Annotated in this window: 22 protein-coding genes; 16 read left to right on the forward strand and 6 right to left on the reverse strand. The window is 60.1% G+C overall.

Features of this window, described 5'->3' with window-relative positions; all coding sequences use genetic code 11:
* Positions 1–11: 11 nt before the first annotated feature.
* Entirely contained in the window at positions 12–1,319 is a 1,308-nt protein-coding gene (locus tag JO965_RS30945) for an NAD(P)/FAD-dependent oxidoreductase (RefSeq protein WP_203444711.1), read from the forward strand.
* 327 nt (positions 1,320–1,646) lie between these two features.
* Here the strand turns inward: JO965_RS30945 and JO965_RS30950 are convergent, their stop codons facing one another.
* Positions 1,647–1,802: a DUF1127 domain-containing protein gene (locus tag JO965_RS30950; RefSeq protein ID WP_203444712.1), complete on the reverse strand. Its 156-nt coding sequence runs from the start codon at positions 1,800–1,802 to the stop codon at positions 1,647–1,649.
* Positions 1,803–2,426: 624 nt separating this feature from the next.
* On the reverse strand, positions 2,427–2,708 hold the full coding sequence (locus JO965_RS30955) for a hypothetical protein (RefSeq protein ID WP_203444713.1): 282 nt from the start codon (positions 2,706–2,708) through the stop codon (positions 2,427–2,429).
* Between the two features lie 253 nt (positions 2,709–2,961).
* On the opposite strand from JO965_RS30955, the gene JO965_RS30960 reads away from it, so the two are divergent.
* Entirely contained in the window at positions 2,962–3,603 is a 642-nt protein-coding gene (locus tag JO965_RS30960; RefSeq protein WP_203444714.1) for a hypothetical protein, read from the forward strand.
* A gap of 433 nt (positions 3,604–4,036) precedes the next feature.
* On the opposite strand, the gene JO965_RS30965 is transcribed toward JO965_RS30960, so the two are convergent.
* Positions 4,037–5,314: a type IV secretory system conjugative DNA transfer family protein gene (locus JO965_RS30965; protein WP_203444715.1), complete on the reverse strand. Its 1,278-nt coding sequence runs from the start codon at positions 5,312–5,314 to the stop codon at positions 4,037–4,039.
* A gap of 718 nt (positions 5,315–6,032) precedes the next feature.
* Here JO965_RS30965 and JO965_RS30970 point away from each other — a divergent pair.
* Positions 6,033–6,392: a hypothetical protein gene (locus JO965_RS30970; RefSeq protein ID WP_203444716.1), complete on the forward strand. Its 360-nt coding sequence runs from the start codon at positions 6,033–6,035 to the stop codon at positions 6,390–6,392.
* 141 nt (positions 6,393–6,533) lie between these two features.
* Here the strand turns inward: JO965_RS30970 and JO965_RS30975 are convergent, their stop codons facing one another.
* A complete protein-coding gene (locus JO965_RS30975) occupies positions 6,534–7,319 on the reverse strand; it encodes a hypothetical protein (protein WP_203444717.1) in 786 nt (261 codons plus the stop codon).
* A 491-nt stretch (positions 7,320–7,810) separates the two neighbouring features.
* On the opposite strand from JO965_RS30975, the gene JO965_RS30980 reads away from it, so the two are divergent.
* On the forward strand, positions 7,811–8,587 hold the full coding sequence (locus JO965_RS30980; RefSeq protein ID WP_203444718.1) for a hypothetical protein: 777 nt from the start codon (positions 7,811–7,813) through the stop codon (positions 8,585–8,587).
* 279 nt (positions 8,588–8,866) lie between these two features.
* Here JO965_RS30980 and JO965_RS30985 read toward each other — a convergent pair whose 3' ends face one another.
* Positions 8,867–9,073 (reverse strand): hypothetical protein, encoded by a 207-nt coding sequence (locus JO965_RS30985; protein ID WP_203444719.1) that lies wholly within the window; start codon positions 9,071–9,073, stop codon positions 8,867–8,869.
* 157 nt (positions 9,074–9,230) lie between these two features.
* Between JO965_RS30985 and JO965_RS30990 the strand changes: the two genes are divergently transcribed.
* Both JO965_RS30990 and JO965_RS30995 read left to right on the forward strand, forming a co-directional pair.
* Positions 9,231–9,479 carry a ParB N-terminal domain-containing protein gene (locus JO965_RS30990; protein WP_203444720.1) on the forward strand — a complete coding sequence of 83 codons (249 nt, stop codon included), beginning with the start codon at positions 9,231–9,233 and terminating at the stop codon, positions 9,477–9,479.
* 291 nt (positions 9,480–9,770) lie between these two features.
* Entirely contained in the window at positions 9,771–10,550 is a 780-nt protein-coding gene (locus JO965_RS30995; RefSeq protein WP_203444721.1) for a hypothetical protein, read from the forward strand.
* Between the two features lie 151 nt (positions 10,551–10,701).
* Here the strand turns inward: JO965_RS30995 and JO965_RS31000 are convergent, their stop codons facing one another.
* The gene (locus tag JO965_RS31000) at positions 10,702–11,982 is read right to left on the reverse strand and encodes an ABC transporter substrate-binding protein (RefSeq protein ID WP_203444722.1); all 1,281 of its coding nucleotides are present in this window, start codon (positions 11,980–11,982) and stop codon (positions 10,702–10,704) included.
* Positions 11,983–12,231: 249 nt separating this feature from the next.
* Between JO965_RS31000 and JO965_RS31005 the strand changes: the two genes are divergently transcribed.
* From JO965_RS31005 to JO965_RS31050, 10 genes are all read left to right on the forward strand, one after another.
* A complete protein-coding gene (locus JO965_RS31005; RefSeq protein ID WP_203444723.1) occupies positions 12,232–12,984 on the forward strand; it encodes a GntR family transcriptional regulator in 753 nt (250 codons plus the stop codon).
* A 255-nt stretch (positions 12,985–13,239) separates the two neighbouring features.
* On the forward strand, positions 13,240–13,707 hold the full coding sequence (gene phnG, locus JO965_RS31010) for a phosphonate C-P lyase system protein PhnG (RefSeq protein ID WP_203444724.1): 468 nt from the start codon (positions 13,240–13,242) through the stop codon (positions 13,705–13,707).
* Entirely contained in the window at positions 13,704–14,294 is a 591-nt protein-coding gene (gene phnH / locus JO965_RS31015; protein ID WP_203444725.1) for a phosphonate C-P lyase system protein PhnH, read from the forward strand. Before phnG ends, phnH begins: the two co-directional genes overlap by 4 nt.
* Positions 14,285–15,364 carry a carbon-phosphorus lyase complex subunit PhnI gene (locus tag JO965_RS31020; RefSeq protein ID WP_203444726.1) on the forward strand — a complete coding sequence of 360 codons (1,080 nt, stop codon included), beginning with the start codon at positions 14,285–14,287 and terminating at the stop codon, positions 15,362–15,364. Before phnH ends, JO965_RS31020 begins: the two co-directional genes overlap by 10 nt.
* Positions 15,361–16,233 carry an alpha-D-ribose 1-methylphosphonate 5-phosphate C-P-lyase PhnJ gene (locus JO965_RS31025; protein WP_371826913.1) on the forward strand — a complete coding sequence of 291 codons (873 nt, stop codon included), beginning with the start codon at positions 15,361–15,363 and terminating at the stop codon, positions 16,231–16,233. Before JO965_RS31020 ends, JO965_RS31025 begins: the two co-directional genes overlap by 4 nt.
* Positions 16,230–17,021 (forward strand): ATP-binding cassette domain-containing protein, encoded by a 792-nt coding sequence (locus tag JO965_RS31030; protein WP_203444727.1) that lies wholly within the window; start codon positions 16,230–16,232, stop codon positions 17,019–17,021. Before JO965_RS31025 ends, JO965_RS31030 begins: the two co-directional genes overlap by 4 nt.
* A gap of 26 nt (positions 17,022–17,047) precedes the next feature.
* Positions 17,048–18,190, forward strand: a complete 1,143-nt coding sequence (locus JO965_RS31035) for an alpha-D-ribose 1-methylphosphonate 5-triphosphate diphosphatase (RefSeq protein ID WP_203444728.1) — start codon at positions 17,048–17,050, stop codon at positions 18,188–18,190.
* A 19-nt stretch (positions 18,191–18,209) separates the two neighbouring features.
* Positions 18,210–19,106 carry a metallophosphoesterase gene (locus JO965_RS31040; RefSeq protein WP_203444729.1) on the forward strand — a complete coding sequence of 299 codons (897 nt, stop codon included), beginning with the start codon at positions 18,210–18,212 and terminating at the stop codon, positions 19,104–19,106.
* Between the two features lie 166 nt (positions 19,107–19,272).
* Positions 19,273–20,019, forward strand: coding sequence for a phosphonate C-P lyase system protein PhnL (phnL, locus tag JO965_RS31045; RefSeq protein ID WP_203444730.1), 747 nt, complete (start codon positions 19,273–19,275; stop codon positions 20,017–20,019).
* 95 nt (positions 20,020–20,114) lie between these two features.
* A complete protein-coding gene (locus tag JO965_RS31050; RefSeq protein ID WP_203444731.1) occupies positions 20,115–21,293 on the forward strand; it encodes an ABC transporter ATP-binding protein in 1,179 nt (392 codons plus the stop codon).
* The last annotated feature ends 83 nt before the right edge of the window (positions 21,294–21,376 follow it).

Consider the following 21,376-nt stretch of genomic DNA (forward strand, 5'->3'; position numbering starts at 1 on the left):
GCACCAACGCCATGAAAACCCAGATTGTTGTTGTTGGAGGCGGAGCCGGAGGGCTCGAGCTCGTGCGGCGGCTTGGTGCCAAGCTGGGTCGAGACGCATACGACGTGATCCTCATCGAACGAAACCAAACCCACATCTGGAAGCCTCTTCTGCATGAGGTCGCAGCCGGGTCGCTTGACGCGAACCTGGACGAAGTCGGCTATCGCAGTCACGGACATCGATGGCGATACCGTTTCTTCTTGGGCAGTCTTGAGACGATTGACCGTGAGGCGCGACAGGTTGTGGTGGCGCCGATCCTGGATGAGGATGGCAGTGAGATTATTGGACGCCATAGGATTCGCTACGATTACTTGATCCTGTGCCTCGGCGCCGTGTCAAACGACTTTGGCACTCCCGGTGCGCGCGAGCATTGTCTCTTTTTGGAAGACCGCGAGCAAGCCGATCGCTTCCGGCAGAAATTGCTAAACCATTGTCTGCGCGTGTCGCGAACAATGAGCCTGGATCCGAGCGCAAACGCCTATGTCAATGTGACCATTGTCGGCGGCGGCGCCACCGGAGTAGAGCTCGCCGCCGAACTCTTCAATGCAGCCTCCGCCCTAAGACACTATGGACTGGAGGTGTTTGATGAGAGCCGTCTGCGCGTCACCTTGGTCGAGGCAGGTCCCCGGATCCTCCCCGCGCTGCCCGTGGACTTGGCTGAGGCGGCCCATAAGGAATTGGAGGCGCTTGGGGTACGGGTCCTCGTCAATACTGCGATCACGGAGGTCACCTCAACCGGCATGGGCACCCGTACTGGAGAGGTGATCGGAGCGGACCTGAAGGTCTGGGCGGCTGGAGTGCGTGCACCGGACGTCCTGAAAGATATCGCTGGCCTCGAAACGCTCCGCAGCAACCAGCTTGTCGTACGCACGACGCTCCAAACCACGCGCGACGATCGCATCTTCGCCATTGGTGATTGCTGCTCCTTTAAGCCTGAAGGGGCCGACCGGCCGGTGCCACCGCGTGCCCAAGCGGCCCATCAGATGGCCCGGACAGCCTATCGCAACGTTCTCTCCCTGATCGCCGAAAAGCCGCTGAAGGCCTTCGTATACCGCGATCACGGGTCTCTTGTGTCCCTCAGTCGGTACTCGACGGTTGGCAGTCTGATGGGCAACTTGGTCGGCGGACGCATGGCCGTCGAGGGGCGGATCGCCCGTATGGTCTACCTGTCACTCTACCGGATGCACCTGATCGGCGTCCACGGATGGTTGAAAGGATTGGCTCTCATTCTGGTCGGGCACGTGAACCGGGTTGTCCGACCCAAGCTCAAGTTCCATTAGCGCCAAGGAGGCGCCTTGTTTGCGCATTACGCGGATCGTGAGCAACCGTTTCACGCGCTCATGAGTGGTCGCGTCGACTGATGAGGTGATGGAGTCAGGAGTTTTGGTCGCCTTCAAGACGACGGGCTCTGGCGTTCTGCTTTCTCATGCTTTCACCGGCGAGTTGCAGACGTGGGCGTTGTGAACAGACGATCCACCTTGGCGGTCCGGCGGCTCGGCGCCGGCAATTTTTGAGCAGATCTTTGAACCGGCTGGCCGCAGAGACGCATAAAATGCAAATGCCCGCTAGCGAGGCGGGCGAGGGCGGTTACTGTAATGCAGCGGATGTCAGGCAGCAGCGCTCTGACGAGCAACGCTGTCGATCTGGAAACGCCCGATGCCAAGATCAGTGAGCTCGCGATCCGAGAGCAGCGACAACTCACGCACGGTCTCACGGTACCGGAAGTAGGCTTGAACCTTGGCGAGGATGTAAGAAATGAACATGGGAAGCTCCTGAATTGACCGGCCTGTCGGTGATGGCCGCGTGTCTGCCTTGCGATGCAATAAATATGCCTGTGCACTGCACAAAAGAAGAGCAAATTCAATAGGGCAACCATGCTCAGAGGGCATGGTAGAGTAAATTATTCTCCAAAGACCTGTTGCGAAAGCATGTCAGTGCTCACAGCAATTGGCGTTTCCATGGCTCAGAAGGTCGCCGGCAGCTTGGACGGTGGAGATCCTGGTCCGTGGGGTAGGTTAAAGCCATCCTGATGCAAGATTGCATCCATCAGCCTGACCGATCGCCTTGGCCTTGATGGGCCTTCGCGCGGCCAGGGGAGCTATGCCCTCCTTTGCGGCCAGCCCCGGACGCCAGGGCCGAGTTCAGCGAAAAGGCCCGCTTATCCGCCGGAACGCTCTTCCCGCCTTTGCTTGCGATTTCCCGTCGCCTTTCCGCACGCATCAAGACAAAGCCACGCTTCGGCAAATTCTCATCAGCGCCCATGCTCGTTCTCCAGGCAAGCCCTACACCCTAGGCTCAGAACGGATGACCTGAGGAGACGTTCGCGGCCTCTGATCCTTGGCTTGGACGTGGCCGACATGGTGTAACTGCACAGGCTTTGGCTTGCACTATTCCTTCTGTGTGATGCCAGGCTCATCAAACAGGATCTTGATGAGGCGCCACAGCTCGCGGTGCCCGGCGGTTTGCCCGCCTTGGAGCAGGTACTCAGCGATGTCGAGTTGCTGGGTCCCATTGTCTGAGGCATCGCCGCGGCGCACGTCGACGTGCTGCCATGCGTGCTCGACGAAGAGGCGCTTGGTATCGGTGTCGAAGACCAAGGTCCAGGTATCCTCGGCGTTGGCACCCGGGCCCTTCGCTGTCCTGTGCAGTTCTCGTCTCAGCAGTGCCATTTCCATCCTCCGCGATACGCCAATTGTGCAGGCGTTCGATTTCCTTTCAATGAGGGGCGCCGAACCCGTCCCTCCTAGACAAACACCGTCAGATTAACCGACGGGTGACCGGATAGGAGGGGGCAGTTCTGAACATGGCTCAGTTTCGGCGTGCATCGGGGCCAGCCGCTGGAGCCCAAGATGCCCATGTTGTCGGCGGCTCCGCTGGACGGGTATACCGTCGCTGTCGACCTGAGGCGAGAGGAGGCAGTTGGTGGCGCTCACAACCAAGGTCATCGATGGCGACTTTCTCATGCTCCGGATCATCTTTCCTGATGGCAGGACCGTGACGATGACAGCCGGCCGGGACGGCAAGAGCGTCAGCGTCGATCCCGATGACAGAGAAATCGCCGAGAGGCTGTCATCCATCTTCCATTGGAGCACCGACAGGGTGGGCGAACCGGGCTATCCGTTCACCAGCCTCAACCAGATGATCTACGGAATCGAGACGCTGGCCCGGTCCGCGATGAGTGTGGAACAGTTCATGGAGGGGCTGCGGGACGTGCTGGAGGTGTCCGGTCAGCATCCTGTGCCCGAGGGCAGCGTCAGAACTCCATCGCTCACCGTCGTCGACCTGAGCCCGAGCGGAAACGGGTGGTTTGTCGATGCCCGCTTCCAGAGCGGGGAACGCTTCAAACTCGCCATTAACAAGGCCAGCATCGGCTGGGCTGCGGACCCTCCGGAACCCACGCGCGATAAAGAGGTTATGAAGCTTCTCTCAGGCATGAAAGGTGCCCGGGTCTCATCGGATGAAGACCTTGCGCTGCTTGCAATGGAGGTGGCGCATTATTCATCCGACATCGCCGGGTGGCTCCAGGTCCTGCACTCCGCCATCTCTGAGAAGTTGAGGCCCTAGAGGGAAGCTCCCTTTTGCTGCATGCCGGGAGAAGACCGTTCATTTGTCCTAATCCTCGAACTCCCCGCGGAGGGTAGCTCAGCCAGTCCACCGCAAAATTCCAGAAGACACTCGTGCGAACGAGCAGCGTGCCTTCAGTGATGCGCTTGTACTCGTTCGCCATGGCGTTCTGAGCGGCGTCTGCGATCAGGACGATTACCAATCAAAATTCGACTGGAGCGGGAATCCCTCGGATCACCTGAAGGTCCACAGGCCTTAACGCGTGGCGTGAAACATCATAGGCAATCCTGTCTTGTTTCGACGCTTGGCCGAATGTGCGACAGATCCTGACAAATTGGCGGTTCCAAGATCGTTCGGTGGCTTGAGGCCGGAAACGGACTTGTTGCAGACTGCGCCAGAGGTTTCAGATACGGACAATCTCTGGCGCGGTTTTCTAAAAATCCCGGGGCGCGGGCAGGAGGAAGGATCCCATCGCCTGGGACGGCCGCAGGACGGGCCTTTCAGGTCCCTTGACCATGAACCGGGTGGCGGCTGGATCGAAGTCGAGTTCCAGGTCCATCGCGGCCTTGAGCGCTTCAGCGTTGGCCGGGCCATAGAGGCGGTCAAGAGATGCCTCATCGTCAGCGGAAACGAGGATTGAAAGGTCGGTCTTCTTGGCAGCTGCGGTCAACGCTGTCATTCCCGAGATCGGCTCGGCCTGGTCGGTGTTTGTGAAGATGAACGCGGCAGGCCGCTGAGGCTTGTCGGCCGCCTGTTCGCTGCGGCCGTGGATCGCTTCATCAATGATCTGCTGCCACAGGAGGCGTGTCAGGAGATTGTAGGCCGCGGCATGCGGGCCGTGTCGGGTCGGGCAGCACACATAAACGGTTGCCGGGCCGCTGGTCTCGACCCCCTCAGAAGTACTGATGTTCCGATGGGCCGCCCACTGGCCGCGCGGATCGCCGGAGGCCCAGGACGTCTCGGGGGTATGAAAGGGCACCAGCCGTTGCACGATCGCGTCGTGGATCACCCGCCGGCGCTCATCGGACAGAGCCGCGTAGGCGCGCAATTCGAACAATGCCCTCGGGCTCCCGGAGCTGTCGGCGGCGGCCACATAATCAGCAGCTTTATCGTCAAGGCGATGCTCGATGAGGACCGTGCACAGCCCCATCAAGGTCGGCTCGGCCAGGCGCAGTCCGCCGGCGTTCGCGACCTGAGCGGTCGCAAGCTCCAGAAGGCCCCAGAGAGCGGAGATCGCTTCCTGCTCGATGGTGTCGTGGCCATCCTTCGTTTTGATCTCTGGGATCCTGTCATATCCGTCTGTCCATTGGGTGATGAAGGTTTCCGCGACGTTGTGCAGCCGCCGGGAACGGGTTTCCGGATCGGTGCCCAGATTGATGTCAGCAAGTGGATTATAGGAACTCCCGGTTTGCCACCGAATGCGCGAGACGGGTCCCAGTTTGGCCCGGGTCGCAGCGGTGAGGTCGTAAACCTCCCCGGTCGGGTCGTCGACAATGTAGCTGGCCGACGTGCCCCGCAGAAGGGTCGGGACGATCACCCTCTCCACCCGCTGGCGCGAGCTGGCTCCGAGGAGGAGGGTATTGGCGTTCCGTGTCGTGCCGTGAGGAACGCCCCGGCGGTCCTCACCGAGCGTGAGGATCGCCCCGTGGGGAGCAATGATGGCGTCTTTCGAGAGCCCAAGTCCAAAGAGTTTTTTGAGAAGGTCTTTCACGTGGTCTGATCCGTTCGGGTGGTCAGGAAGGGGGAGGTGACTGGGAACACTAGTAGTTCTGTTACGCAGCAGAGGAACGCACAGGTCCACGTTTTGCAGAACTTTGCGGCAGGTTTTCGCAGCCAAGCGAGAACAACGACAGGCTCGGCGTCAATCGTCGGGGTAACCCATCCCGCTGCGAACTTGCGGTTGGATCACGCGGATCAGAGCAAGCAGTATGCCGAAGCTGCCCACCGGACCGACGTGATTGTGCCAGCAGGCGGGAATCCGACCCTTTTTGGTCGTCAGTGGCTGCGACGATGACCCGAAGCGCGTCCAAGTGCGGATCGAGGACGTTCTCACCATAGCCTCCTTCAGCTTCATTCAGGAGGCGCAGATCAGTGTTACCGGACTGGTTCCCCTTGAAGGAGCATCCGGGCCCCGACATTTTGATGGCGAGCACGCCGATTCATTCATGTCGTGCATCGTACCAAGAGCCGCATCGAGGTCGTTCTTAGATGCCTTGCCTTTGATGAGCGAGGGCTCGGCGGGGTTGAGGTTCCGTTCGTCGTCGTTTGAGGGAAGGGCCGTTGCCGGACGCAGGGCGTCAGGAGCATCAAACGGAAAGCGGCGGAGTGTCCAGTCTGCGATGCTCGCAGCCGCTTAACCAGTCCGCAATCCAAGTGGGTCAACCTTCCAACAGATGAGACCTCCGATTCGAATTCTGGAGACGATATCCATGACGGAAGCGACCTTTGAGAATGCCGTCGACGAGATGCTCGGCAGGCTTGACCCGATCGTGCTGGTAATCCAGCAGGGCGGCGGAGAAGCGGCATTGTACAGCCTGCAACGGCAGCTGATAGAGCTGATGGCTCTGATTGAACGGAATCCCGGCATTGAGGCGGCAACCGGAGATCTCTACGCTGCGGCGGAGGCGTTGGTTGTCGATCGGACCGCAAGCTTGCAGCCAATGGCTCGAAAGCTGCGGTTGCTGGTTGATGCCCATCGGCGTTTCCGTGACCAACTGTCCGCCGCTCAGCCGCTCAAACCGGGTCACAAGGGCATCTGGTTACATGGGAATCTCCGGTTTGCCGCGTGATGCCATGCGATGAACTCCCGCGCTCATGCAATCTTGCGGCTATCCAGCCGTCCTGGCGTGGTCGGCTTCATTCATCATTCCAAGACGCATGGAGATCACAGGCCTGTCGCGGCACCATGATAGCCCTAAACTGGACCATTTCTAGTTCGACAGAGGCCTGCCGCCTGGGTCTGTCCCCGCATGCAGCCCAAACGTCATTTCACGGACGCTAGTGGAACCGGTCGGTTCATCCGGCGAGATCTTGGGTGACTGATTGGCGCGTGTCGCCTTGCTTGCAGAGCCAACAGAACGGGGCGCCGGATCAAGCGTCGACAGAACGCTCGGGTCGAAGAGTTCCTCATGGATCGATCCATCCACTCGGATGACCGTTTTGATGCCAGTCTCGGCATCAAGGGAGATCGATCTGATCGCGGCCCTCGGGGGGCTATCCGGTCTGGCAGGCTCACGAAAGTCCGGAGCCATTGGACGGACTGCTGCTGGTTGAGTTGCTGCGATGGCCACTGCGGCCGCCGGCTCGCGCTCATTGACCCTCGCGGTTTCTCCAGCCTGCCCGTTGGCGGGTTTTGCGAGACTTTCGCCTGTGGTGGCCTGCACAGTTCGTTGGCGCTTGCCAGCCGCCGCCTCCTGCTCCGCAATGATCTGCTGTAAGTGCGCCTGAGCCGCTTCAGCCTCCCGTTGTGTCTGCGACCCGAAGATCGCGACCAAGGGATTGCTCGCACGCTCCGCTGCCGCTTTTGCCGTAGCAGCCTCAGCGGTCTTCGCCGCTTCGATCTGCTTGCGGGCCGCCGCCGTCTGCTGACGGTTGTTGGTATCATACGAATACCGCTGGCCGTTGATCTCGTAGAAGACGGTCTTGGCCTCCACACCGCCGAGGAGGGTTCCGAGAGCAATCGCCGAAGCCCCGAGTGTCGGGAATACCTTGGTCATGTTTTATCCCTTTTCCAGCGGCGGTAAGATTCGGTTAGGGATTGCGGCAACTCTATGGCGGGCCGCTTTCATGTCTACGCGGCGTGCTGGAAGAAACTATGCACGGGATCCGAATGTGACACGTCATGAGGACTGTGCGCCTCACCAAGCAGCCTGCTGCATGAATGGGTGGCAAAGTCCCGGGTATTTTCTTGCCCGCGCAACAACTGCGACAAGGCCCTTGATAACCGCTATCGCGAGTAGTCCAAGGCGGCTCGGGCCGCCTGATGTGAAAGGCGCTCCTGACGCTCGGGTTCGTTTAGGGACGAAAACGCTCACACCTGTCCGGACGCATGGTAGGACTTCCGAACGTCCGGAACTCTTCGCCGCCGAATGCGCGATCACGGATATCTCCGCCAGATGTCATTGGGGAGATCGGCCTGAAATCGTCACATTCCTGCGCGACCTCCGTGGTGACACGTCGTTAACCATCCGTCCGTCCAAGGCCACCAATGCTCAGATCTCTTGTTGCCCTTGCCCTCGTGCTCGCGACCCCGGCCTTCGCTCAGACCTATGACCGTGCAGACATCATCCGCGGGCTCTGCCGCCCTGACGGCTGTGACGAGTTTGCCATCCTGGTGGCCTCGCCTCTGACCAAGACAGGGGAGGGCACGCTCATGCAAACGCGGGTGAAGACCTTCCATGCGAGTTCAGCAGGACGCAGAGGGCTCAGTGAGGAGAACGGGTATGTGTACTGCTCGCGGACCAAGCCGGCGATCGTCGCCGAGAAGAACGGGCGGACCATGGCCTTCTATCTCGCGCCCTTTGCGACCAAGGAGAGCCGGGAGACCATCCGTCAGAACACCAACTTCCATGCGCTGTATTTCGGCATCTGCCACGGCATGGAGGCGGGCCGGGCAGCGGTCCAGAACCTGCCGGGTGTCGCCCACGAATTCGGCTACCGGGTTGCGCTGCCTCAGTCGCAGTCCGTAGCCCTGAGCCAGGTCGAGGACATCCTGCCGCCTGAAAACCGTCGCTCGGTCGAGGCGAGGCATGACAGGCGTCCGCTGCCACCAACGAACATTCCGCCTGCCGCTGCACGGCGGGACTGGGCATTCGACGAGCCGGCTGATGAGTTTGGCGAATACCGTGAGGCGATGCCGCTCCGTCAGCAGCCCTATGCTGCGGAGCGAGAGGAGAGGCTGCTGGCCGGTCCGCGCCGTCTGACCAACCGGGCGTTTGATGCCCTTGATGAGGTGGGAGAGTGGATGCTCGGACGGCGATACTGATCGAAAGCCAGGAGTGCAATTTGTCATCGGGGCAGCGTAAGCTGTCCCGACTGATCTTCGGACAAGAAGTAGCCCATGAGCCCATCGTCACGATGGACTCCCTTCATCGCCCGCCCTGGATTGGCCCTCCAGCGAGTTCCCGATGAGCTATGGACTGCGGGGCTCATACAAAAGAACCCGGCACAAGGCCGGGTTCGTATCTCGGATAAGGTCATGAGCATCAAATAGGCTACCGATCAACGCCTGATGTCATGTTTCGTTCCTATGGGATCAACTCGCTCACATGCTCCTGCGACGCCTCATGAAGTAGACGGCAGCCGCAACGACGATAATGGCGAGGATAATCCACCAATAGCCCGCAATGCCGCCCCCTGAAGCTGTGGTGTCTCCGGCCGGAGGAGAGCCGGGCGTGGCGGGCGGGGTCTGCGCCCATGCAGATGAAATCGCCAGGAAGAGGAAGCCCATTGATGCTGTGAGTTTGCTCATGGATGTGTCTCCGGTTGAGGAGGCCCAACGCATACGGCCTACGGAATTGCTAAGCTGGACCTGTCAGTGAACGCCTGTCCGGATGGCATGTTCCTATGCAAGCCAAGTCCCTGCGCATAAGCTACAGAAGATGTACCCCGAGGCTGGAGCAGCAGAGATGATGAAAAGGCAGATCCTCGCCATCCAGGATGTCTATATCCCTGTGCAGCGCCGGCAAACTCTTGATCCACAGAAGATGGCAGCCCTAGCGGAGAGCATCATCGAAAAGGGGCAGCAAGCTCCCATACTTGTGCGGCCTGACGGCACGCGCTTTGTCTTGGTTGAGGGACTGCATCGTCTGGAGGCGTGCAAGGCCCTCGGAGAGACAACCGTTCCAGCCTATTTTGTGCAGGCTCGTAAGCACTAGGCTGGGACGACTTTCGCGTTGATTCCTCTCTCGCTTCGGGCATGGAGGGCTGTACCATCCCGCCGCAGCTTGCCTTCTCCCGGTAAAGCAGAAGTCAGAACGGCCTCTGGGCCGGGAAGAGCGATGCTTGACGGACTGCCGGCGCGTTCCAAGAGCTCACTGTCTATCGTTGAGCTCACGAGCCATCACCTGGAGTATTTCACCTCATCGCCCGACATTGCCTTGATCACCAACCTCTTTCCCGATCATTAGGATTGGCATGGGTCCTACGAGGCTTACCGCGGCGCGAAGATGAACCTTGTACGCTTTCAGCGCAGCGGAGACTTGGCGGTCCTGAACTTCGACTCTCAAGAAGTGAGGGACCAATTCGGCCCGCTTGGCCAGGGACGCAAATCCTACTTCAGCGTCTTAGATGCGATTTCTGAAGGCATAGTAATTGCGAACGGCAAGGTGACGTTGCGAAGCCGCACCGGACTAGACAAGATCTGTTCCGTTTCCGAACTCACGATGCCTGGTCATCACATCGCGAATGCATTGGCCGCAGCCGCCGTCGCAGTCGAATATGGCGCGAGCCGGCAAAGCATACGGGAGGGGTTGATCGAGTTTCGCGGGCTACCGCAGCGTTGCGAGTTCCTCGGCCGGCTCGACGGTGTCGACATCTACGATGACTCCATCGGCATGAACCCGCGCAAGGCCCTGCTCGGGCTTGAGAGCATGTCAGCGGAGTCGCTGACTGTCGTCTGCGGTGGGGCCGTACAGTCGGCCAGCGGCGAGAAACGAGTCAGCTCCGAGTTGGAGCAGCAGGATTTGCATCACTTCTGCACAGCTCTCGCGAAGATGGCAAAAACGGTTGTCCTTTTCGGAGAGGGCGGCGATGTCATTGTGCGCAACCTTAAGGACGCGGGCGAAGCCGGTCCCACGATTGCGCATGCTGATCGCTTTAGCTCCGCGGTGCAGGAAGCGTTGAGGTGTGCGGACGGAAAAGGAAGCCTGCTCATTTCGCCGGTCTTCTTCAACGCCCCATGGGCCGTACGCCCCGTTCTCGAGCAACTTTTTGCTCCGAAACAGTAAGGCATCAACCGTCCTCCGACAATGCAGCCTCCACTCATGCGGCGAGGGGTCTGGCATCATGTTCGCGATGCGGCCGCGAATCCGACGAAGGGCGGCGAAGCGAACCGCGCTTTCGCCGCCCTCGTATTTCATTCCAGAGCCGAACTGTCTCTCAGGCCTTCGGCAGCATTGCCCGAACTTCCTTGACCATATCGCCGAGAACGGCTTTTGGCTCGCGGCGAAGCGTAACGACCGATTGAATATGATTGCGGATGAGGTCAGTGATCTTAATCGCATTTTCGCCAGGGAAGCCTGGCCAGCCGCCCAGGGTCGGCAGCTGCTGCACGCCGGTCATGGCATTCGGGTTTTCCGCGAAAAACTTGCCGAGCAGTTCCGGTGTGTTGACCGCAATGCTGTTGGCCGGGATGTATCCGGTTGTATTGACCAGCTTTGTCTGAGCCTCAGGTCCCGTCATGAACTTGACAAAATCCCAGGCGGCCTTTTGCCGAACGGGATCCTTGGTCAGGATCATTGCGGCGTTTCCTCCTGTCGGCAGCTTGCCATTTGGCTTCATCGGCAGGCTAGCGGTCCGAACCGAAAAATGCCCTGCGGCAGCCTTCTCGGCTGAACGCAGGTAGCTGTTGGCCGTGCCAAGAATACCGATCGTCCCGCCGGAGAATGCTTGTCTCGTCTGATCAAGCGACATCTCGATCTGCCCGGCCTCGCCAAATTGGCGGAACATCTCGAGCGCCCAGAGGCCCTCCGGACCGTTGAAGGCAACGTCGCGTTCGTCGGCGGTCAGGATGCTGCCGCCCTGGCTCATGATGAGGGCCATCCAGGTCCAAGCTCCCGAATGCCCGATATAGGCGTAATGCAGCCCCATGATGCCATTGCCGAGCACCTTGATTTTCTTGCCAAGCTCGATGATCGCTGGCCAATCGGACGGCAGGCGATCGGGGTTGCCGCCTGCCTTCTCGACCAGATCGAGATTGTAGAAGAGCGTCGGCGACGATATTGCGAAAGGAAGTCCGTAGGATTTGTCGGCGACCTTCGTCATGTCTAGAAGTGACGTCTGGTAACCGAGCGATGCGAGACCTCCGTCAGCATCGATCAACGTATTGAGCGGCACGGCGAGACCCCGTTGCGCCACGAGATTGATACGGTTGAAACCCTGAAATGCAACATCGGGCGCATCTCCGGTGATGGCAGCACGAAAGATCCTGAGAGTAAGATCGTCGTAATCCGGAGACGGTGTATCCACGACAATGCGAATGTCGGGCCGCTTTGCCATAAAGTCGGCGCCGAGGTTGTCATAAAGTTCCTTCGGCGTGCTGGTGAGCACGCGCAAGGTAATGGGTTTCGCTTGAGCGAAAGCCGGGACAGATAAGGCTGCTCCCGCAGCCAGAGCCGCGGTCCCGCCCAGAAAATTGCGTCTTGTTGACTGGAAATTCATCCTTGCTCTCCAAAAGCGGGCTGATCCTATTTTCGCCAGAGTTCAACCGTCACTCGGCGCAGTGATCTCGGGCGACGCATCTCGCCTTGCGGCAGCTCTGACAGCGCGACCATAGTGTAGTCAGCATCTCCTAGGGTGAAGCCGGTGTGACATACCTTGTAAGACCTAGCCAGTCGTCTATGGTCCCGCCCTTCATCACTCAGGGAACAGCATGCGATAGCAACTAAGTTTCAGAAAAGGGAGACGAGCTTGCAGACGGATGACGACCGGCCGGCCACCAGGCGCAAAGGGGCGTTACATCTTTGGCAGGAGGTCAGTCTCTCTCTAGAGAAAGACATTCTCCAGCGACGTCTTTCCCCGGGCGATCGGCTTCCAACTGAAGATGAGCTTGCCGGACGTTTCAGCGTGCATCGCAATACGGTGCGACGCGCGCTGGCAGTTCTGGAGGGGAAAGGCCTCGTCAGGATTGAGCATGGCCATGGAAGTTTTGTTCAAGAGCGGGTGATCTCTCATCCTCTGTCCCAACGCAAAACCTTACCCCTGATCCTAAAGGAACTTGATCGGGCAGGCAGGGAGGAAGTACTGGGAAGCTCGACAGTGCGGCCGTCGAAAGAAATCATTGCGGCTCTGAAGCTTAGCAAAACGCAGTACGTGCGCTGTGTCGATCTCCTGACAGTCGTGGATGATAATCCGACTATGATCAGTTCGGCTTATTTTCCTCTCCCGCGCTTTCACGGAATTGAGCGAGCGATCGCGGATACCCGGTCCGTTCCGGACGGATTCAAAAGCCTCGGGGTGAACGATCTCATACGGTACGAGTCCCGGATCACGACCGGTCTGGCCACTCGCGCCGATGCCAAGCTCCTGCAGCAGTCGCGCTCTCAACCGGTCCTGCAGGTGAAAAACATCATCACTGATACAGCAGGAACGCCAATTTTATTCTCCGTCATCCGAATGTCGGCACGCTGGATCGAATTGGTCATTCGATATGGTGATATGTAAGGATCCCGAGGCAGCGAATTGCGCCAGTTGCAGTGGCGACAATCGGGGGCCCAGTACTCGGTGTGCCCAGCGACTATCCAACAGGTCCCGGCCGATATCGCCCGGTTCAAAATTCCGGATTTGCGGTCATCCGTCTGTATGACTGGCAAGCTTGTCTAGCTTTCGTCATCAAGCCTTTACCACCGGCAGGACGGATTAGGGTAAGAACCCGGCAGCCCGATGCTCCTCACGGGCTCTGTGAAAATGACTTGAGAAATGACGCTTGAAGCCTCTCCTTTTTTGGACCGGAACGTCTGGATGTCGGTCCTCGCGACTGCCCCGGCGACGCTGCTGTCGGATTGCTGGGAAGCCCTGCCGGCGAAACCAGGTTTCAAATGGATCCGTGAACCGCAGTTCGAGACAGTCATGCTGCGTGCCCGTGCCGATGCACAGGGGGAGCCCTTTAACCTCGGCGAAATGACCGTGACCCGCTGCTCCATCCGGTTGGATGGCGGCAACGTCGGTGTGGCGTGTGTCGGCGGCCGCGACAAGCGCCATGCGGCGATCGCAGCCGTCATCGACGCGATGATGCTGACGCCGGCCGGCTCATCATGGCTTGAAGCGGCGCGGCAGATCGTTCAGTCCGTCGAACGTGCCGACAAGCTCCTGCAATCCGTCACCGCTGCAAAGGTGCGCGAAACCGAGGTTTCATTCTCGATGTCGATCGCAGGAGTGCGGGAATGAGTGCGAGCTCCCAGGCGATGGCTGCCCAGGAAACCCAGTCTACATTCAGGGCCGTGCTGCGTGCGTTCAGCTATCCAGGTGAAATCGTCAAGCTCAAACCGGTCGACGCCGCCCCGGCGGGCATGTGCAACAGCCTCTTTGCCGCTGCTCGATGTCTGCTGGACGGCGAGACAAGCGTCTGGCTCGATAGCGCTTTCGACACGCCAGACGTCCGAGATGTCCTTCGATTGCAGAACGGGGTGACAGAGATATCCGATCAGCCGGATGCGGATTTTGCGTTGATCGGCAGCGCGCAGGCGCTACCGAACCTGCAAGCATTTCGTGTCGGTACATTGTTGGATCCGAACCTCTCGACGACCCTGCTCGTGCAGGTGCCATCGCTATCTGGAGGTGAGGCGGTGCTCCTTTCCGGCCCCGGCATCAAAGGGCAGAAGGCCGTTGCTCCCTCGGGGCTACCACAGTGGTTCTGGTCGGCCTGGGCGGACAATGCGTCGAGGTTTCCTGTCGGTCTGGACATGATCTTGTTCGATGACGCAGGTCTCATGGGCTTGCCGCGTTCGAGCCGGGGAGTAGTGTCATGCTCGTAGCCATCCGAGGGGGCGAACAAGCGATCGAGAATGCCGAGCGGCGCTTATCCGAGCAGCGCCGCGGCGATCCATCAATACCGGAATTGTCGAACGAGCAGATCAGCGAGCAGCTTTCGCTGGCCGTCGATCGTGCGATGAACGAGGGCGCCATCTATGACCGGCATGCCGCCAGTCATGCGCTGAAGCAGGCGCAGGGCGATTGTGTCGAGGCCGCGTTCCTGTTGCGGACCTTCCGTGCAACCCTGCCAAGCGCCGGGTATTCGGAGCCCCTCGACACCGGCGCGATGCTAATCGAACGCCGGATCTCGCCGATCATGAAGCAGGCGCCCGGCGGGCAGTTCCTCGGCGCTACGTATGATTACAGTCACAGGCTGCTCGGTGATGAGCCGCCGCATCCGGCCACCGCGGCATCGCGGCCCGGGGACGGCTCACCCGTCTATGCGCCGCATATTGCCGAGCAATTGGCGATCGACGGCATTGCGGAAGAGGTGTCGCCGACCCATGGGGGACAACGGGTCGCGGATATCACGCGAGCGCCCCTCACGCATCCTGCACCGCGGGATGCGAGATTGCAGGCTTTGACAAGGGCAGATGAGGGCTTTCTGACCGGTCTCGCCAACTCGACTTTGCAAGGCTGGGGGCAGAATTTCCCGCTGTGCGTCGAAGTCAGAACCGGCAAGGTGAATGTCGATTACCTCATTCCCGAACTCGGCTTCGCCGTCACGATTGCGCGGGTGACCTTGAGTGAATGCGAGATCATGAACAAGAAGCTGGATCTCCAACAACCCGAGCCCCGCTTTACCAGAGGTTATGGTCTTGCCTTTGGTTACAGCGAACGACGCGCAATGGCGATCGCCGTAACCGACCGCGCTTTGCGGGGACGTGAGCTCGGTGAGGCGGTCCACTCCCCCATCGAGGACGAGCAATTCGTGCTGTCGAACGCGGACGGCGTCGATGCCGCTGGCCTGCTTCAGAGCCTGAAGCTGCCTCACTATGTCAGCTATCAATCCGAGGTCGAGCATCTGCGCGCAGTTCACGCGACCCGTCGCCGCGAGGAGGACGGGCAATGATCCCGATGGGTTCCGGCCGGGAAGAGCCCAGCCAGTATAGTTCTGGATATCTGAATGAGACGACGAAGCGCACGTTGAGGCGCGCTATCCTGAAGGCCGTTTGCATTCCCGGCTTTCAGATCCCAATTGCGGGGTACGAGATGCCGCTGCCTCCGGGCTGGGGGACGGGTGGAATGCAGGTAACCGCGGCCCTGATCGGCCGGGACGACGTCTTGAAAGTCATCGATCAGGGCGCAGACGATTCGATCAACGCCACGAGCATCCGGAAATTCTTCGAGCGGGTTACCGACATCCGCACAACGGTACGAACTGCAGATGCGACGATGATCCAGTCGCGCCATCGGATTCCCGAAGGTCAACTTACTGAAAACCAGATCGTCGTGCTTCAAGTGCCGGTGTCAGAGCCTTTGCGTTACCTTGAGCCGTCCGACGCGGTCACACGCCGGCAACACGCTTCTCAGGACTACGGCATGCTTTATGTCCGGCTTTACGAGGACAGGATCCGTGTCGGCGATGCCAAAAGCGGCACGAACCATCCCGTCCGCGTGAACGACCGGTATTTTGTAGCTCCGTCGCCAATCCCGATCTCTGACAATCCTCGGCTCGACGGCAGTCCCGCTCTTGTGCTCTTTGGCGCCGGACGCAACCGTCGCATCTATGCCATCCCGCCCTATACGAAGGTCGAGAGCCTTTCGTTCGACGATCAGCCATTCTCGATCAAAAGGCCGATGGGCACGTGCATGCTCTGCGGAGCGCACGACACCTATCTGGACATCGTCGCGGGCGACGACGGTGAACGCAGCTATACCTGTTCCGACACCTCTTACTGTGCCGAACGCCGTGAGAAAAGTGAGGGACACCGGACATGAGTGGCATATCCCGGCCTCCGCTCATCTTACAGGTGACTGGTCTACGCAAGAGTTTCACCCATAACCGGCCGGTGTGCCGAGATATTTCGCTCGATGTCGCTGCGGGTGAAATCGTTGTCATCCTTGGCGAGAGCGGTTCTGGAAAAAGTACCCTTCTGCGGTGCCTCGGCGGGCAGCTCGAGCCGGATGCGGGCGACGTCAAAATTCAGGACGAGTGCGGCATTCTCCAGGCGATATGGGCGCTTGAGGAAGAAGAGCGCATTCGCCTGCTTCGTTCTCACGCTGGCTTCATCCAGCAGCGCCCCCAAGACGGCCTTCGGATGAATGTCACAGCGGGGGCAAACATCGTGGAATCGCTGGCGCTTCTCGGCGTCCGTGATTTCGCCACCATGAGGCGTGTGGCAAGGGATGCAATCGAAGGTGTCGAAATCGAAGCTGCACGGGTAGACGATCTGCCAGGGTCATTCTCAGGCGGGATGCAGCAAAGGCTGCAGATTGCGCGCAGCCTGGTGAAGCGGCCGAAATTGCTGCTCATGGATGAGCCGACCGGTGGACTTGACGTTTCGGTCCAGGCCAAGGTTCTCGACCTCCTGAGAAAGCTCGTACGCAGCCTGAAAGTTGCCGTCCTGCTCGTCACCCACGACCTCGGCGTGGCACGGATGCTGGCGGACCGGATCATTGTCCTCAAGTCCGGCGCGATTGTCGAGGACGGCATCGCCGACCAGATCCTCGACGATCCTCATCACCCCTATACACAATTACTCGTGTCATCAGTACTGCGCGCATAGGACGCAGTGTATATCGGAGAAAAGATGTGACGAAGTTGACTTTCGGCAATGCGCAAGTCGTGCTGTCGGACAAGATACTAAGGGGCACGGTCACGGTCGAAGACGGCGTGATTACGGCGATCGGTGCTACAGGGCAAATGCCGGCCGGCGCCATCGACTTTGCCGGCGATGTCTTGATGCCTGGCCTCGTCGACCTTCACAGCGATCATCTGGAAAAGCATGTTATGCCACGGGCTGACGTCTATTGGCATGCCGTTTCCGCCGCCGTGTCGTATGACGCGCAGGTCATCAGCTCCGGTATCACCACTATGTTCGACAGCTTCGGACTGGTGGGAGAGGAGTTCGATAGCGATCGCAATGCCGCTTTACCGCGCATGATCGCGGGAATGAAGGAGGCCGCCGATGAAGGCCTGCTGCGCGCAGACCACTACATGCACCTGCGCTGCGAAATTATCGAACCCGATATTGTCGATCGGTTTTCGGCCCTGCAGGACAACCCTCTCCTGAAGCTCGTCTCGCTGATGGATCATACGCCCGGTCAGCGGACGTTCCCAGACCCAGCCAAATGGAAGGCTCACCAGAGGCGCCGCACAGGCGCTTCAGACGAAGCACTCGACGCGATCTTCGCCGCCCGGCAGAGCGCACGCAAGCGCTTTGCCACTCCCAACCGGCGTGCCATTGCCGATATCTGCCGGCAAAAGGGCATTGCGGTTGCAAGTCATGACGACACGATCCTTGAGGAAGTGCTGGAAGCCGAAGAACTCGGCAACGGCCTGTCCGAATTTCCGACGACCCAGCTTGCTGCCTCAGAGGCCAGAGCACGCGGCATGAAGGTGGTCATGGGCGGCCCGAACCTTGTCCGTGGCGGTTCGCATATCGGCAACCTCTCCGCTGGCGAATGCGCAAAGCTGGGCCTGCTCGACATCCTGGCCTCTGACTATATTCCGGCCAGCCTGCTGCACGCAGCGTTCATCCTGGCGAGCAAAGACATCGGCTGGTCCTTGCCGCGCGCGGTCGCCACTGTGACATCCTCACCCGCAGCCTGCGTCGGGCTTCATGACCGCGGCGAAATTGCTGTCGGAAAGCGTGCCGATATTCTTCGGGTGCGGGTACACAACGGGCTGCCGATCGTCCGGTCGGTTTGGCGCGCCGGCCATGCCGTATACTGATCAAAGTGAGGTTGCAAAGATGACCAATTCTCCGTTCGTTGCGTTCATTTCCGATCCCCATCTGTCGCGGGAGAGACCGTTCTTCCAGTTCAATTGGGAGATTCTCATCGACGAACTTGCCCAACGTTCGCCGGAACTCGTTATCGTTGGTGGCGACGTCACGCTGGACGGCGCGACCAACTGGTCCGATCTTGAGTTTGCGAAGGAACAGCTGGATCGCCTTCCATGCCCATGGCTGGCCGTTCCCGGCAACCACGATATCGGGGATCTCGTATCATGTGCAAAGCCCTCGTCGCGGGTTACTGAGGAGCGCCGCGCCCAGTACATCCAGGCCATGGGACGTGACTTCTGGTCTGTCGATCTCGCCAACTGGCGGATCATCGGTCTCAACAGCATGGTCTTCACCTCGGGCCTTTCAGCGGAGGCTGAGCAGGAAATGTTTCTGGAGCGGGCGCTCGCCGAAGCAGACGGACGCCAGGTTGCAATTCTGTCCCACATCGCCGTTTGCGACAATTCGCTGGCAGAGAAGGATGCGACAGGTTGGTTCATGCCGGAAGCAACGAGGGAGATGTTTGCTTCTTACCTCGCTAGCGGCAAGATTAAGCTCTTTCTTAGTGGTGATATGCATCAGAGCCGCGATCGGGTCATCGACGGTGTACGGCATGTCTGGGCGACGAGCACTGCATTCGTCACGGACATGATGGAGGAGTGGCGCCCAAAGTTCGGCGGCCGCAAACGCGTTGGCTGGACCGAGCTGCAGTTCGGTACGGATGTCGTGGTAAAGATGCACGAGCCGCGCGGAATGGTGGACTTCGATCTCGGCAACTGGGTACATGATGGCGCCGCGCTCTACTACGAATTCGCCCGTGGTGAGCGTTTCAGAGGTTTCGGAAGTGCAAAGGATACGGTTGCGTGATCAACGCCTGTGTTCTGCGAAACCGACGAAGCCGAGAGCAAGCATAGAAGACTGACCGAGTCTTCCACACATCGTCATCATTTCATCACCCGCCTGTCATGCAACTGCGAATGCTTTGCGTCAAAGGCACGGAATCTAAAGTCGACATTTTAGAGAACAAAACGAAATGGCCCACACCAAGACTTACGTCCTTCAAGCGAGGGGGCTGTCCAAGAGTTTTACCCTCCACACACAGGGCGGAGTCGGCATTCCTGTCTTCGATAACGTTTCATTCGATCTCGGTGCGGGTGAGTGTCTCTGTTTGGACGGCCCGTCGGGAGCGGGGAAATCAACTCTGCTTCGTGCTCTGTATGCAAATTACAAAATCGACAAAGGTGAGATCCTGGTCCGACACCAGGACGGGCTGGTCGATATCGCAAACGCGGCGTATTGGGAAATCAATGCACTAAGGCGAGGGACTATTGGGTATGTCAGCCAGTTCTTGCGAGTCATTCCTAGAGTGTCGACATTGGACGTGGTAGCCGAACCACTCTTGAATGCGGGCGCCTCCGAAAGCGAGGCGCATGCGACTGCCGCAATGTTGCTGGAGCGTTTGCGCATTCCGCAGCACCTGTGGCCTTTGGCCCCCGCAACCTTTTCCGGCGGTGAACAGCAGCGCGTCAATATCGCTCGCGGTTTCGTCGTCGGCTACCCCATCCTTCTGTTGGACGAGCCTACCGCTTCGCTGGATGCCCCGAACGCGGCAACGGTGGTCGATCTGATGAACGAAGCCAAAGCACGCGGAACTGCGGTAGTAGGCATATTTCATGACCACGGCGTCCGTGACGCCATTTGTGATAGGCTATTCAAGATCGTCCGTCCGCCCGCCAAATGCGCGGCGGCAGACGTGACGACTGTCGAGACTATTCCATGAGTCAGTCCGAGCTACACCTTTATTCACACCGGAAAGTCGCAAGGGGTCGCTGCGTCTGCACCTGCGATCTGAACTGCTTCATAGGATAGCAGCACATGGCGAGCATCAAGTTTGAGAGTATCAGTAAATCCTTCGGCCCGACATCTGTCTTACGCGATGTGTCGTTGTCGATTGCCGATGGCGAGTTCCTGACGCTGCTCGGACCCTCGGGCTGCGGGAAGTCGACGCTGCTGCGGATCCTGGCCGGGCTCGAGGTGCAGTCGGGCGGCTCAGTGGCCATCGGCGAGCGGGCGGTGGACGGCCTCCGGCCGAAGCAGCGCGACGTGGCCATGGTGTTCCAGTCCTACGCCCTCTACCCGCATCTGACGGTGGCCGCCAACATGGCGCTGCCGCTGACGATGCGCCGGCTCTCGGCCCTCCAGAGGCTGCCGCTGCTCGGCCGCCTCGTGCCCGGAACCGCCCGGATCGCCGCCGAGATCGACCGCGAGGTCACCCGGACGGCCCAGTCGCTCGGCATCGGCCATCTGCTCGCGCGCAAGCCCGGCCAGCTCTCCGGCGGCCAGCGCCAGCGCGTCGCCGTCGGCCGCGCCATGGTGCGCCATCCGGCCGTATTCCTGATGGACGAGCCGCTGTCCAACCTCGACGCCAAGCTGCGGGTGCAGATGCGGGCCGAGATCAAGGAGCTGCACCAGCGCCTCGGCGTCACCTTCGTCTACGTCACCCACGACCAGGCCGAGGCCATGACGCTGTCGGACCGGGTCGCCGTGATGCTCGACGGCGAGTTGCTGCAGGTCGCCCCGCCGCAGCAGATCTACACCGATCCGGAAGACCGGCGCGTGGCCGAGTTCATCGGCTCGCCGAAGATCAACCTGCTGGAAGCGGTGGTGCGGGAGAAGGGCCTGGTCGACGTGGCCGGCACGGTGCTGGCCGTCGACGCCAGCCGCGAACCCGGTTCGCCGCTGACCCTGGGCATCCGGCCGGAAGCCTTCCATCTCGCCGATCACGGCGGGCCGGGGGTGATCACCGGGGCGGTCCGGCTCGTCGAGCATATGGGCTCCGACCTTTACGTGCATCTCGATGTGGCCGGCATGGCCGAGCCGGTGATCGCCCGCCTGCTGGCCGAGCGCGCGCCGCAGATCGCCCCCGGCCAGACGCTGCATATCGGCATCCGGCCGGACCGGATCCTGCTCTTCACCCGCAGCGGCCAGCGCGTGCGCGGCGAGGCAGCATCCAGCGGGGCCTCCGTCATGCCGATCCGGGAGCGCGCCCGATGAGCAAGCCGCTCACCCTGTCCGGCGTTGCCGGCGAGCCCGCCGCCGCCGGCAGTGTTCGAACGCCGGCCCCCGCGCTGGCGCGC

The organism is Microvirga sp. VF16 (assembly GCF_016864375.1).
Classification (GTDB): Bacteria; Pseudomonadota; Alphaproteobacteria; order Rhizobiales; family Beijerinckiaceae; genus Microvirga.

What these genes read in the sequence shown, in the direction of transcription:
- JO965_RS30945 (WP_203444711.1), top strand. Translation starts at nt 12, where the DNA reads ATGAAAACCCAGATTGTTGTTGTTGGAGGCGGAGCCGGAGGGCTCGAG.
- JO965_RS30950 (WP_203444712.1), bottom strand. Translation starts at nt 1,802, where the DNA reads ATGTTCATTTCTTACATCCTCGCCAAGGTTCAAGCCTACTTCCGGTAC.
- JO965_RS30955 (WP_203444713.1), bottom strand. Translation starts at nt 2,708, where the DNA reads ATGGCACTGCTGAGACGAGAACTGCACAGGACAGCGAAGGGCCCGGGT.
- JO965_RS30970 (WP_203444716.1), top strand. Translation starts at nt 6,033, where the DNA reads ATGACGGAAGCGACCTTTGAGAATGCCGTCGACGAGATGCTCGGCAGG.
- JO965_RS30975 (WP_203444717.1), bottom strand. Translation starts at nt 7,319, where the DNA reads ATGACCAAGGTATTCCCGACACTCGGGGCTTCGGCGATTGCTCTCGGA.
- JO965_RS30980 (WP_203444718.1), top strand. Translation starts at nt 7,811, where the DNA reads ATGCTCAGATCTCTTGTTGCCCTTGCCCTCGTGCTCGCGACCCCGGCC.
- JO965_RS30985 (WP_203444719.1), bottom strand. Translation starts at nt 9,073, where the DNA reads ATGAGCAAACTCACAGCATCAATGGGCTTCCTCTTCCTGGCGATTTCA.
- JO965_RS30990 (WP_203444720.1), top strand. Translation starts at nt 9,231, where the DNA reads ATGATGAAAAGGCAGATCCTCGCCATCCAGGATGTCTATATCCCTGTG.
- JO965_RS30995 (WP_203444721.1), top strand. Translation starts at nt 9,771, where the DNA reads ATGAACCTTGTACGCTTTCAGCGCAGCGGAGACTTGGCGGTCCTGAAC.
- JO965_RS31000 (WP_203444722.1), bottom strand. Translation starts at nt 11,982, where the DNA reads ATGAATTTCCAGTCAACAAGACGCAATTTTCTGGGCGGGACCGCGGCT.
- phnG (WP_203444724.1), top strand. Translation starts at nt 13,240, where the DNA reads ATGACGCTTGAAGCCTCTCCTTTTTTGGACCGGAACGTCTGGATGTCG.
- phnH (WP_203444725.1), top strand. Translation starts at nt 13,704, where the DNA reads ATGAGTGCGAGCTCCCAGGCGATGGCTGCCCAGGAAACCCAGTCTACA.
- JO965_RS31020 (WP_203444726.1), top strand. Translation starts at nt 14,285, where the DNA reads ATGCTCGTAGCCATCCGAGGGGGCGAACAAGCGATCGAGAATGCCGAG.
- JO965_RS31025 (WP_371826913.1), top strand. Translation starts at nt 15,361, where the DNA reads ATGATCCCGATGGGTTCCGGCCGGGAAGAGCCCAGCCAGTATAGTTCT.
- JO965_RS31030 (WP_203444727.1), top strand. Translation starts at nt 16,230, where the DNA reads ATGAGTGGCATATCCCGGCCTCCGCTCATCTTACAGGTGACTGGTCTA.
- JO965_RS31040 (WP_203444729.1), top strand. Translation starts at nt 18,210, where the DNA reads ATGACCAATTCTCCGTTCGTTGCGTTCATTTCCGATCCCCATCTGTCG.
- phnL (WP_203444730.1), top strand. Translation starts at nt 19,273, where the DNA reads ATGGCCCACACCAAGACTTACGTCCTTCAAGCGAGGGGGCTGTCCAAG.
- JO965_RS31050 (WP_203444731.1), top strand. Translation starts at nt 20,115, where the DNA reads ATGGCGAGCATCAAGTTTGAGAGTATCAGTAAATCCTTCGGCCCGACA.